Annotated in this window: 13 protein-coding genes; 3 read left to right on the top strand and 10 right to left on the bottom strand. The window is 60.5% G+C overall.

Annotation, left to right across the window (positions count from 1 at the left end):
* Positions 1-12 precede the first annotated feature (12 nt).
* Positions 13-360 (bottom strand): glycine dehydrogenase, encoded by a 348-nt coding sequence (locus MMS95_RS01980; protein ID WP_021505112.1) that lies wholly within the window; start codon positions 358-360, stop codon positions 13-15.
* A gap of 423 nt (positions 361-783) precedes the next feature.
* Between MMS95_RS01980 and rnk the strand changes: the two genes are divergently transcribed.
* Complete coding sequence (gene rnk, locus MMS95_RS01975) at positions 784-1,194, top strand: nucleoside diphosphate kinase regulator (RefSeq protein WP_004936993.1); 411 nt, start codon at positions 784-786, stop codon at positions 1,192-1,194.
* Between the two features lie 37 nt (positions 1,195-1,231).
* Here rnk and MMS95_RS01970 read toward each other — a convergent pair whose 3' ends face one another.
* The 3 genes from MMS95_RS01970 to MMS95_RS01960 are packed head-to-tail and all read right to left on the bottom strand — an operon-like array spanning position 1,232 to position 4,345.
* On the bottom strand, positions 1,232-2,020 hold the full coding sequence (locus tag MMS95_RS01970) for a sulfite exporter TauE/SafE family protein (RefSeq protein WP_033632008.1): 789 nt from the start codon (positions 2,018-2,020) through the stop codon (positions 1,232-1,234).
* Positions 2,013-2,894 carry a formyltransferase family protein gene (locus tag MMS95_RS01965; protein ID WP_242141355.1) on the bottom strand — a complete coding sequence of 294 codons (882 nt, stop codon included), beginning with the start codon at positions 2,892-2,894 and terminating at the stop codon, positions 2,013-2,015. Before MMS95_RS01965 ends, MMS95_RS01970 begins: the two co-directional genes overlap by 8 nt.
* Positions 2,891-4,345 (bottom strand): FAD/NAD(P)-binding protein, encoded by a 1,455-nt coding sequence (locus MMS95_RS01960; protein ID WP_242141354.1) that lies wholly within the window; start codon positions 4,343-4,345, stop codon positions 2,891-2,893. Before MMS95_RS01960 ends, MMS95_RS01965 begins: the two co-directional genes overlap by 4 nt.
* 283 nt (positions 4,346-4,628) lie before the next feature.
* Here MMS95_RS01960 and MMS95_RS01955 point away from each other — a divergent pair, with 283 nt between their 5' ends.
* Positions 4,629-5,411 (top strand): helix-turn-helix transcriptional regulator, encoded by a 783-nt coding sequence (locus MMS95_RS01955; protein ID WP_033632005.1) that lies wholly within the window; start codon positions 4,629-4,631, stop codon positions 5,409-5,411.
* A gap of 4 nt (positions 5,412-5,415) precedes the next feature.
* On the opposite strand, the gene cybC is transcribed toward MMS95_RS01955, so the two are convergent.
* A complete protein-coding gene (gene cybC, locus MMS95_RS01950) occupies positions 5,416-5,802 on the bottom strand; it encodes a cytochrome b562 (RefSeq protein WP_015379185.1) in 387 nt (128 codons plus the stop codon).
* Positions 5,803-5,940: 138 nt separating this feature from the next.
* On the bottom strand, positions 5,941-7,281 hold the full coding sequence (pmbA, locus tag MMS95_RS01945) for a metalloprotease PmbA (RefSeq protein WP_242141353.1): 1,341 nt from the start codon (positions 7,279-7,281) through the stop codon (positions 5,941-5,943).
* 179 nt (positions 7,282-7,460) lie between these two features.
* Here pmbA and yjgA point away from each other — a divergent pair, with 179 nt between their 5' ends.
* Positions 7,461-8,009 (top strand): ribosome biogenesis factor YjgA, encoded by a 549-nt coding sequence (gene yjgA, locus MMS95_RS01940; RefSeq protein WP_004936968.1) that lies wholly within the window; start codon positions 7,461-7,463, stop codon positions 8,007-8,009.
* Between the two features lie 30 nt (positions 8,010-8,039).
* Here the strand turns inward: yjgA and MMS95_RS01935 are convergent, their stop codons facing one another.
* From MMS95_RS01935 to aaeA, 4 genes are all read right to left on the bottom strand, one after another.
* Positions 8,040-8,339: a barstar family protein gene (locus MMS95_RS01935; protein WP_004936963.1), complete on the bottom strand. Its 300-nt coding sequence runs from the start codon at positions 8,337-8,339 to the stop codon at positions 8,040-8,042.
* Between the two features lie 5 nt (positions 8,340-8,344).
* Complete coding sequence (locus MMS95_RS01930; RefSeq protein WP_033632004.1) at positions 8,345-8,812, bottom strand: ribonuclease; 468 nt, start codon at positions 8,810-8,812, stop codon at positions 8,345-8,347.
* A gap of 280 nt (positions 8,813-9,092) precedes the next feature.
* Complete coding sequence (gene aaeB / locus MMS95_RS01925) at positions 9,093-11,060, bottom strand: p-hydroxybenzoic acid efflux pump subunit AaeB (protein WP_015379187.1); 1,968 nt, start codon at positions 11,058-11,060, stop codon at positions 9,093-9,095.
* Entirely contained in the window at positions 11,060-11,995 is a 936-nt protein-coding gene (gene aaeA / locus MMS95_RS01920; protein WP_004936954.1) for a p-hydroxybenzoic acid efflux pump subunit AaeA, read from the bottom strand. Before aaeA ends, aaeB begins: the two co-directional genes overlap by 1 nt.
* Between the last annotated feature and the right edge of the window lie 4 nt (positions 11,996-11,999).

Genomic DNA, 11,999 nt, shown 5'->3' with positions numbered 1-11,999 from the left:
ATGCGTTAACCGCTATGCGTTATTATCTTTCGCCACTTCGAAGTGCACGGACAGCAAATAGGCCTCTTCGATGGGCAATGTGCCAAACTGATCCACCACGCGCTCCGCCATTTGCATGGACTCGGCGGAAATTTCGTCGAACAATGATTTATCCACCTCCGGCAACGGCTCACCGGTTATTGAGCGCAGCACCATGGCGCGAATATGCGATTCCAGCATCTGTTGCTGCACCGCATTGGTATAAATATTCTCAGCATTCAGCATCGCGGTAATATCCGCCAGCACCCGAGCGGTGATCTCACCGGCTTCGCTGATATCGGATTGTTCAATTTCTTTTATCGAAGCAGATCCATCATTCACTTTTCAGTACCCCTAGATCCCACATTAATCAGTAAGCCGTAAAGCGCATCACCTGAATAACCCGCTTTCTGTGATGTCTTTACCCTACCCCCGGCAAGATTTTCTGTGGAGACCGGTTTTTTCCAGTTCGAAGTGGAAATCGAATGACGCGCGGAGATCCATTTCGCAAAACGGCGCTACGGCGAAAAAGTGAATGAGATAACAAATACATAACCCGGCTAACGGTTTTTTTTGTCTCGATTGACGATAACAGCCTTCGTGATCGGGATCTCTTTCTTTTCTCGCCCCAACCGCCTACTATCAATGGGACAAATCGACATTACCCACACCCCCGCTCCTCTGGCGCGGGGGTGTTGCTTTGTGTTGTTTTTCCGAATTTATGGGCGCACAGACTGGCGCCCTTTGATTTGACTGGAGAGTGGAATGACCAAACCCATCATTACTATTAATGAGCTGGATGCGGAACGCCTGGATGCGCTATTGGAACAACCGGCCTTTGCCAACACCGACGTCGCCGCCGCGCTGAACGACGAGTTGGATCGCGCGGAAATCCTGCCGCCGGAGAAAATGCCGGCCAACGTGGTGACCATGAACAGCCGCGTGCGTTTTCGCGATCTGCACACCGATGAAGAGCATGTGCGCACGCTGGTCTACCCAGCCTCGCTGAAAGACAGCCACGATCAGCTGTCGGTGATGGCGCCGCTGGGCGCAGCGCTGCTCGGCATGCACGTCGGCAAGCAGATCTCCTGGCAATTGCCGAACGGTGAAGAAGCGCGGATTGAAGTGCTGGAATTGCTGTACCAGCCGGAAGCGGCGGGCGAATACCACCGTTAAGCGGTTTTCAGGGCGGCATCCGGCCGCCCTTTCTGTCTCAGAGGCAGATGGCGATCAGCACGGCGATCAGCAGCAGCACGTAGATTTTGGCATGCAGCGCGTCGCTCACCTTCGGCAAACAGCGCCTGGCAAACACGATCCCCGCAACCCCCGCTACCACCAGCAGCCCCAGAATGTTCAGATTGACGTAACCCAGATACTGCGGCCCGCTCATCTCGCGCCACCCCAACACGATATACATCAGCGCCCCGATCACCGCCACCGGGATCGACAGCGGGTTGGCGGCGCTGACGCAATATTTCATGTCGTAACCATGGCGACGCAGCAGCGGCACGGTCATCACGCTGCCACCCACCCCCAGCAGCGTGGCGATGCCGCCGATCAACGGCCCGCCGCCCCACAACGTGGCGGGAGACAGTTCGGCGCGCGCCGGTTTGATCAGGAAGCCCCGGCGGAACAGACAGTCGGCGATGGTCACCGCCATATAGACCACAAACAGCCAGCGGATCACGCCGTCCGCCAGCAGCGAGGAGGCGAACGCGCCCAGCGCCGCGCCGATGCCGATGAAAAAGATCAGCGGTACGATGGTTTCTCGCAGCAGGTTGCCGCTGCGCCAGTTGGTCAGGGTGGCATAACTCGCGTTGAGGATCATCACCGCTGTCGAGGTCGCTACAGCAATATGCATCGCCTGGCCGGGCTGCTCGCCCGAGGCGGAGATCAGGTGATAGACAAAAGGCACCACCACAAAGCCGCCGCCGAAGCCGAACAGAATGGTGGTGATGCCGGTCAGAAAACCGGCACCCAGAACGATTAACATTTCAATCATGGCCGTGCGCCCGCACGAAGTCATCGAACCCGGCGCAGAACTGCCCCGCCAGCGGGTGGAAACGATCGCCGACGAACAGCCCCAGATACTGCTCGCGCACGGCGTCGTGATCCACCAGCTCAATGCCCGCCTGTTCCGCCCGCGCCAGCGTCTGTGCGTCCGGGAAGCCCCAATAGCGCGAATCACCCTGCTTTTCCGCCGCTATCGCTTCGCGCCGTTCCGCCCGCATCAGCTGGCGCGCCAGGAAGGCGCCGCTTTGCACGCCCAGCAACATCATGTTTTCCAGGAACGACAGATCGTGACGCAGCTCGGCGGGCAGACGGGCGAGCACCGGGCCGGCGTCCCAGTGCTCATCCATTTCATGCAGCGTCACCGCACAGCCCTTGTCACCGTTCATCATTGCGCGGAATAGCGTCATCACCCCGCGATAACGCGGCAAGTCGCCGGGGTGCAGGTTCCACAGCAGCTTGCCGCGTCGGCTGAAGGCGCGCACATAGTCGGCGGAGAATTTCTGATAGCAGCGCAGGGAGATCACCGCGTCCATATGCTCCAGGCTGCTGATAAACGTGGCGTCATTGATGTCGAGAACGCGATGCGCTTTGACCCCGGCGGCGGCCAGGAACAGGGCCGGCGGTTGATAGGCACCCTCACAGGCGGCGGCGTTGCGGCCAACGAACGGGAACACAAAATCGTTCAGCACCTCGCGCTCGTACAGCCCCAGGCGGCGAACCGCCGGCTCCTGGATGCGGCCGCCGCTTTTCGCCAGGGGGAAATACACCGTAAAAGCACACTCGCCTTTCAGGGCGGCGATCAGATCCTGACACACCAGCCAGGAGAAAATGTCGTTGCCGACAAAGAGCGCTACGTTTTTCATACTTCAGCCTTCTTTGCATTGAAAATAGGGTTGTTGAACACGATTTTGCTGATATCCCGCGTGATGGATTCCATCGCCGAGGTATAAAAAAGATCGCCCTTGGCGGGCGCGCCGAGCGAGTAAAGATGCTGCTCACGGCCGCGTCGGTCGGCGATTTTCAGCGTATACGGGTTACACTTCACGCCGCCGAACAGGTTCTCTTGCACCAGCCCGTCTTGCAGCAGCTGCCGGCTCAGGCGGTTGGGCGGCAGTTGATAGGAAGGCGTGGTGCAGTTGAACAGATACTGCGCGTGCACCCGCGTCTCATGGCAACGAAGGATAAACCCGTCCGTTGCCTTGCTGATATCCACCAGGCCGCCGCAGGCGCGCAGGCGTTGGCTCTCCAGCGCCGCCACGATCTTGTAGGCATTCTTGATCGGCATGGCGTGCCGATTGCGCATCCAGGAGGAGTTGTAAAAGCGCATGAAGACCTGCCGGTTGTTGGCATCCATCTTGACCCAGGCGGCGCACACCGCCGGGTGGATCGCCGCCAGATAGCTGCAGATATGCTCCCGGGCAAAACGCGCGCGATCGAGGCTGTCCGCCAGATCGCGGTAGCAATCGCGCCTTTCCCCCAGCGCCGAGAGCACCGTCAGCCGCTCCGGCCCCGGATAGTGGCGCGCCAGCGCGGCGTTGATCGCATGCACCAGCTGATGCGCGTCAATAAAATCGCGGCCGGCGACAAAGCGCCGCAGCGCCTCAACAAACGCCTCCGGCGGCGGACGCATCAGCGCCGGCTGCACGCTGGGGAACAGGCCCGAGCGCGACAGGGCGCAGATGTCGGTCGCTCCCAGGCGCTCCATCAGTTCAACGATGGCGTCAATCGCCGTCAGGCTGCAGCCGATCACGCCGATGCTCGAATAAGGGTTGATCGGCGGCAGATCCTGATGAGCCTGATAAGCGATCACCCCATCCACTGGGTAAAGGCATTCCGGCGGGTTGTGCCCCGAACACAGCACCAGCGCGTTCATCTGCTCGGCGCCGCCGCAGGCGGTGGTCAGCCGGTAGCCGGCCTCGTGCGGCGCGATGGCATTCACTTCGGCGGTCACGAAATTCAGCGCTACGTTACTGTCCGCCGCCATATATATCGTCATGTCGCGAATAAAATCGAGATATTCCCGATACAGCCAGCGCGGCGGATAACGATCCTGACAAAACTGCGGGAAATGCATGGCGATCCAATCAACGAAGTGCGCTTCGTCGAAAATATCCGCCGACATATTTTCCGGCGTCATATTTAATATATGGCTGTCAAAATCGCTGCTGTATGCCATACCGCCTTTAAATCCCTGCTTGTCGAAAACCGTCAGGGAAAGCGGCCTTTTGCAATGATTAACCGACTTATTTTTTATAAAGTTATAGGCAAAAGAGATGCCGGCGGCCCCGCCGCCAATCACACCGAACTTATACATGAAATATCACCTTATAGTCATTGAACTGCGCTAAGAACTATTGCTTCAGGTGTTGGAATAAAATGACGCTTTATTCCTTATTAACTTCTTGTATTGCGAGAACGAGAACCTTCGTCCCACCCTGGTGTGAAGACTTGTACGGGTTTCATGGCCGATAAAATAACGACGCCCCGAACAAGCGTTATTTTTCTGCCCCGATAGTAGGGCGACCGTCGCTGGCTTGCTTTATATGAAAGGCCAACTATCATTGCGTTTCGGCCAATTTGCCCGCCAAAGGGAACACATGCGCAACGTCCGCATTGATGACATCGACCACGTAACCCGCGCGGTGATCGCCATCGGCACCGATTATCCGCCGGGGCACCTGCTGCCAATGCACAGCCACCGGCGCGCGCAGTTGCTGTACGGCGCTACCGGCGTCATGCACGTTTTCACGCAGCAAGGCAATTGGGTCGTTCCGCCGCAGCACGCGGTGTGGCTGCCGCCGCAGATGCCGCACGCAGTGCGGATGGTCGGCGTCACCACCCGCAGTCTGTACCTCGAACCCGGCGCGTTGCCCGCCGAACGCCCGCAGGTATGTCAGGTGGTCAGCGTCACGCCGCTGATGCGCCAGCTGTTGATGGCGGCGGTGGATATGCCACTGGAGTATGAACAACAGGGCCGCGACGGAGCGCTGGCGGCGCTGCTGCTGCACGAGCTGGCCCGGCTGCAACCTTTGCCGTTGCACATCCCGCTGCCCGCCGATCCTCGGCTGGTTGAGCTGTGCCGCGCCTTTTTGCAACACCCCGACGCCCACGACTCCGCGCAGCGGTGGGCGCCCCGTCTGTACATGAGCATTCGCACCTTCAGCCGCTTCTTTCGCGCGCAGACCGGCCTGCCTTTTTCGCAATGGCGCCAGCGCGCCTGCGTGGTGCTGGCGTTGGCGCTGCTGGCCGAAGGGCGCAGCGTGACGCAGGTGGCGATGGAGATGGGATATGACAGCAGCGCGGCGTTTTCAACCATGTTCCGCCGCGTGCTGGGGCAGGCGCCCTCCTCCTATCTGACGGAAGACGGGCGCGACGGTTGACGGATTAGCGGAATTTCTTGTGGTTGGCGTCGCGGGTTTGTTTGAAGCCTTGCGCCAGCTGCTTCGCTTCAGCGACTTTGCCCTGATTGGCCAGCGCCAGCGCCTGATCGATCTGGCCGATCAGGGTATCCAACCCGCTGCGGAAATCTTTCATCTCCGGGCTGTCGGCGGCTTTGTCTTCCAGCTTCGGCGGGGTGCCCTGTTTGGCATCCTGCGCGGCGGCGCGCATGTTCTGCAGGCTCTGTTTGAGGGTAGCGGCGGAGTCGGTATTCAGCACCGTTTTGTAGTTTTCCGCCAGGGTGTCCATATCGTCGCCCAGATCGGCGGCGACCGCCAGCGAACTGGCTGCCAGCAGCGTCAACGCCGCCAGCGCTTTCAGGGTATTCTGCATGTTTGCTCACCTTCCAGTTATTGTTTTAATTAACCCACCGTTACCATAGGCAAGGCCGGGAAAAATCGAAACCGGAGATTTGTAAGCAAGGTTGAGACGGGGTAACGCGCGACCGGCGGGCGCCGGCCGCGCAGCGGATCACTGGCCGGCGATCTTCATTTCCGGCAGCAGCACCGAACCGCACTGGATATTGCTGCGGGTTTCGATATCGCTGCCGACGCTGACGATGTTGCGCAGCATGTCTTTCAGGTTGCCGGCGATGGTGATCTCGCTGACTGGGTACTGGATCTCGCCATTTTCCACCCAAAAACCGGCGGCGCCGCGAGAATAATCGCCGGTGACGCCGCTGACGCCCTGGCCCATCAATTCGGTGACCACCAGGCCGGTACCGAGCTGCTTCAGCATGCCGGCGAAGTCTGCGCCCTGCCCGGCAATGCGCCAGTTATGGATGCCGCCTGCATGGCCGGTGCTGTGCAGGCCCAGCTTGCGCGCCGAGTAGCTGGTCATCAGCCAGGTTTGCAGCACGCCATCCTTGACGATATCGCGCCGCTGGGTGCGCACGCCCTCGCTGTCGAACGGCGTCGACGCCAGCCCTTTCAGCAGGTGCGGATGCTCCTCGACGGTCAGCCACGCCGGCAGGATCTGCTTGCCCAGCGAGTCCAACAGGAAGGTAGATTTGCGATAAACGCTGCTGCCGCTGATGGCGCCCACCAGATGGCCGAACAGCCCGGTGGCCACCTCGGAGGCGAACAGTACCGGCGCCTTCATGGTCGACAATTTGCGCGGCGCGAGGCGCGCCAACGTGCGGCGGGCGCACTCCTGCCCCACCCACTCAGGGCTGTGCAGATCGCCCATCGCCCGGCCGATGGTGTAAGCGTAATCCCGCTCCATGTCGCCGTCCTGTTCTGCGATGACGCAGCTGGACAGCGAGTGACGGCTGGAACAGTAGCTTTGCAGCATGCCGTGGCTGTTGCCGAACACCTTGATGCCGTAGTGGCTGTTGAAGCTGCCGCCTTCGGTGTTGGTAATGCGTTTGTCCGCCGCCAGCGAAGCCTGCTCGGCGCGCGCCGCCAGCTCGATGCCGCGCTCGGCGTCCAGCTCGGTCGGGTGGAACAGATCGAGATCCGGCGCCTCGAACGCCAGCAGATCTTTCTCCGCCGGGCCGGCGTAGGGATCCTCAGAGGTATAGCGCGCGATGTCCAGCGCCGCCTGTACGGTGCGGGCGATGGCGTCCGGGCTGAGATCGGTGGAAGAGGCGCTGCCTTTGCGCTGGCGGTGATACACGGTAATGCCCAGCGCGCCATCGCTGTTGAACTCGACGTTTTCCACTTCGCCGAAGCGGGTGCTGACGCTGATGCCGGTCGATTTGGTGACCGCGACTTCCGCCGCGTCGGAACCGGCGCGGGCCAGCTCCAGCGCCTGAGAAACGGCCTGTTCCAGCGCCTTGCGCTGTTCTGCAACTTGAGTGACTACTTTCATCAATCTGCCATAATTAATCAGAAAATCGTTGAGAAAAGTGCCGGAGCGGCGTAGTTGTGCACGCGGAGCGGCGCGCAAAAATCCTGAGATCTCTGCCGTTGAGTCTAACAGGAACCGCGTTGAATTTCGCATAAAGCCGGCAACCTGTTAGGATTAGCCTCTTTTTAACGGAGCCTACCATGAACAAACAGCCTGAAGACTGGCTCGACGATGTCCCGGAGAATGAAAACGAGGACGATGACGAGATTATCTGGGTCAGTAAAAGTGAAATTAAACGTGATGCCGAAGCGCTGAAAGACCTGGGGGCCGAAATGGTCGATCTGGGCAAAAACGCGCTGGATCGCATTCCGTTGGACGAAGATTTGCGCGCCGCCATCGAGCTGGCGCAGAAGATCAAAAAAGAGGGCCGTCGCCGTCAGCTGCAGCTGATCGGCAAGATGCTGCGCGCCCGCGATATCGAGCCGATCCAGACCGCGCTCGACAAGCTGAAAAACCGCCACAACCAGCAGGTTTCGCTGTTCCACAAGCTGGAAGCGCTGCGCGACCGTCTGGTCGAAGAAGGCGATGACGTCATTCCGTCGATCCTGGATCTGTATCCGGCCGCCGATCGCCAACAGCTGCGTTCACTGGTGCGCAACGCGCAGAAAGAGAAGGCCGCCAACAAGCCGCCTAAGGCTTACCGCCAGATCTTCCAATACCTGCGCGAGCTGGCCGAAGCGGCCGACTAAGCGCCGCCGCCATCCCGGGATGAACCCGTTTCATCCCCGGTGATGTGCCGGTTCGCCGCTGCTTTCGCGGATATTGAAGCGCAGGCTGCCTTCCAGCTCTTCTTCCGCCTCTTCAAACAGCAGAATGATCGCGCCGAAACGACGCTTGCTGCGGGCATTCAGGTGAGTGAACTCGATTTCCACCGGCAGACCGATATCGCCGGTCACTACGTCCCACAGCGCGTCGAGGTTGGCGCCGAATCCCTCGTCCAGCGCAAACTTGTGCGCAAAATCGCGGTAGAAGGTCGGCACATCCTGGATCTGTTCAAAATCAAACTCTACTTTTGCCATCAAACTCACTCCACACGAATGAAGTTTTTGTAATGGTCGCGCGTGACGAAGATCAGACCGTCGCTCGAATACAGCAGGCGATCGGCGCCGCGCCGGCCACACTGGTAATTGATGTCCGCTTCGCGCCAGACCCGGCCGCCGGCGCTCGGCAGTTGCCCTTCACGGTTAGAGAATCGATCGCCGCCAATCGCCTTGCCCGGCAATACCGCACAGAGGTTGCCTGAACGCGGGTCCCAGCCCTGCTCGCGCGCCTGCTTCTTGGTGACGTAATAGCCCGGAAGCCGCTGATGCTGCTGCAGGTAGCTCACCACCGTTTGCTGCTGCGTGAGCCGATCGATGCTCTGCTGTTGCCCCGCCGGCGCTTGCACCACCGCCGCATTGCCGCCGATCGCACGGTGCTCGTTGCCGCGCAGCGCGCTGAAGACGGCGATGACCACGGCGATGACAATCGCCAACAGAATCCGCTTGTTCATGACATTCCCTGAAATTATGCCGCCGAAGGCGCCGCAGCTCCCCCAGGCTAGTTAGGTATATAGCCGACCTGGATGAAACTAATATGACCGGCACGTCACGTTTTCGCGGCGGTAAGCGTTTCATCCACTCATGACAATGATGCCACTTTCCAGTCGTTCTGGCACTCGGAGTCTCTCTGAAAACAGGCCGCCTCACATGAGACGGCTCGCCATGCCAGGCGCTGCTTTCAGTATAGTCAGGGAAGGCGCCGCACAACGCGGCGCAACAGGAGGGAACGCATCAATCGATCAAGGCGTGACGATAGCGATGCAGCATGTCGGCCAGGCGTTTCACCGGCCCGGTGACGCTGAGCGGCGCCTGATTGTCCACCAGCTTCTGCTGGTACTCGTTCATTTCACCCAGCAAGCGATCGTAGTAATAGGCGCGCTTGACGTCGTTCTTGGCGGAGACCACCCGATCGGCGGTGCTGCGGATCTGGCGGTGGAAGGCCGACAGCTCTTCGCTGACCGGAATCTCCGCCCGCTGCATGCGCTGGTGGGCAATGATCAGGTTCAGCGCCAGACGATACTTGGCGATGTCGTTCGGGAACATCATCAGCAGTTGGTTAAGCTGCTGATACAGCGCCGGCAGGTGGTTTTGCCGACGACGCGCCGCCTTGGTGGTCAGCGCCGACACCGCGCTGCTGACGAACTGGTTGAGCAACGTGCGGCCGGTGCGTTCACGCGAATTGTCGCGGATCAGCAGCAGCACCATCAGCCCAACGCAGCTGCCGAGGAACTGGCCCAGCGCCCCGTCGAGAAACTGGGTGACGTTGAACTCCATCGGGTTGCTCAGCACCAGAATGTTGATGGTCCCGGCCAGCAGCCCCAGCGAACCTAGCCGCCGCTTCTGCACCTCGATGCCGATGAAAAACGCCAGCAGGCCGAGGCTAAGACACAGCAGCAAAATGCTCTGCTGCGTCGCCGGCAGGATCACCATGAAGAACAGAGAGCCGACCGGGATCGCCGCCAGCATGCCCAGCACGAAATCCATCGCCACCATGCGCGGTGCCGGGGTGCGCATCGCCAGCGAGGTGATGACCGCGATGATCACCATAAAACCGCTGCCGGACGTCCAGCCGGTCCACAGCCACAGCAGGCTGCCGAAGGCCGTCGCCACAAAGGTGCGCAGGCCGTTGATCATCGCGTGATGCCCTTCCGCCGAAGTCGGCTTGACCACGGTTTCGTTGCTCAACACCCCCTCTTCCACCGCGCTGATGCTGCAGTTGGCGTGCACGCCTTTCGACAGCAGCAGGTAGCGCGTCGCCGCGCCGACCCAGCCGGTGAGGGTCGGCAGCGTTTCCTCGGAACGATGCGTGGTCAGCACCTGGCGCAGCAGCTTCATGCGCTTGTGGATCTCCTGCGGGGTTTCCGCCGGGACCATCAGCTGCTCACGCAGGCTGTCTTTCAGCGCGTCCGGATGATTCAACAAGATCAGATAGGTTTCGCAGGCCTGGGTGATCAGCGTCAGCGACAGCGTATGCAGCGCTTTTACCCGGCGGTTGACCTTCTGCCAGCGCGAGGACTCCATCATCAGGTTGTTGCGCATGCCGTCCAGCGCCGTGGTGCTCTTCACCAGATTGCTCCAGGCGCGGTCGATATCCTCTTTGTCGGCATTGCTGATGCACATCTGCATCAGGCGGTATTGCGCCACCAACAGTTGATCCACCGCCCGATCGATGTCCTGTTTGATCGAACGCGGCGAGAACAGCAGATCCGCCAACACGGCGCTGACGATCCCCAGCACGATCTCGCTGCAACGCTCGATGGCGAACTGCGGCGCTTCCAGCAGATGAGACTCGCTGGTGGCGACCGTCACGATGATGATCAGCGCGGTATACCCGGCCAGCCCCCAGGCATAGGAGTTCTCCACCTTGATAAGCGAAGAGAGCCAGGTGCAGAAACCGGCCCAGATGCAGCACAGCAACAGCATCACCACCGGCGCACGGGCGGTGGTGATGATAATGATCAGGCCGACGAAGCAACCGATAAAGGTGCCGATAATGCGCAGCCAGCCGCGGTGGCGGATGGCGCCGGAGAAGGGTTCGCCGCCGGCGGCAAAGGCCGGGCCGGCGGCGACGATGGCGGCGGTCATCGCCGACCAGCGCGGGGTTTCCAGATTGAGATGGAAGCCGACGAACAGCGCAAACACAATCGCGAAGCTGAGTTTGAAGGCGAATCTCAGCCGGATAAAGGTTGGGCTGCTCATTAGCCGAACTCACGCAGCCGGTGCATCAGGCGCACAAAAGGCGAGCCGCTGTCGGCATTGCGATCGTTCTTGCCGACGATCACCACGGTGGCGGTGGTGCCGGCCGGGTACGGATGCTGTTGATCCTTGGCGTCCAGCAGGATCTTCACCGGCACGCGCTGCGCCAGGCGCACCCACTCCAGGTTGCTGTCGATCGAGGCCAACCCTTTGTTGTTCACCGTGCTGCTGCTGTTGTTCACCGCCGCCGCCACGCTGTCGACGGTGCCGTGCATGATACGGTTGCTGCCGAGCGGGGTGATCTCCGCGCGGTCGCCCTTATTCAGGCCATTCAGCTTGGTTTCTTCCAGGTACGCCAGGATGTAGAAGGAATCTTTCTTCACCAGCGCCACCGCCACCGAGCCGCGGGTGATGTATTCGCCGGCATGGACGTTGAGGTTGGTGATCCAGCCATCGGCCGGCGCCCGCACCGTGGTGCGTTCCAGATCCAGCTGCGCCAGCTCGCGTGCCGCAATGGCCTTCGCCAGCTGGTGCTGCACGGTCTGCAGTGAGTTGTTCGACTGGTCAATCTCTTCCTGCGACATCGCCTGCACGCCCAGCTTCACGCGGCGGCCGGCCTCGCGCCGTTTTTCCGCCGCCAGCGTCTGATAGTAGGCGACGTCGGCGCCGGCTTCCGCCAGCGCCTGCTCATAACGCGGCCGATCGACCACGAACAGCACCTGGCCTTTCTTCACCAGTTGGTTATCCACCACCGGCACGTCGGTCAGCAGGCCGCTGACGTCCGGCGCGATCGCCACCACATCGGCGGTAAACTTGGCATCACGCGTCCACGGCGACTCGGTGTAGAACACCCAGGCCTTGAATATCGCGGCGATGCCCAACAGCACAAGAATCAAAGTGATCGCGATTCGGGTTATTTTTATCGAAAAATTTTTCACAGCG

The organism is Serratia sp. PGPR-27, assembly GCF_022678525.1.
Taxonomy (GTDB): domain Bacteria; phylum Pseudomonadota; class Gammaproteobacteria; order Enterobacterales; family Enterobacteriaceae; genus Serratia; species Serratia nematodiphila.
Note: the sequence above shows the minus strand (reverse complement) of the source record. Positions and strands in the feature narration are given on the sequence as shown.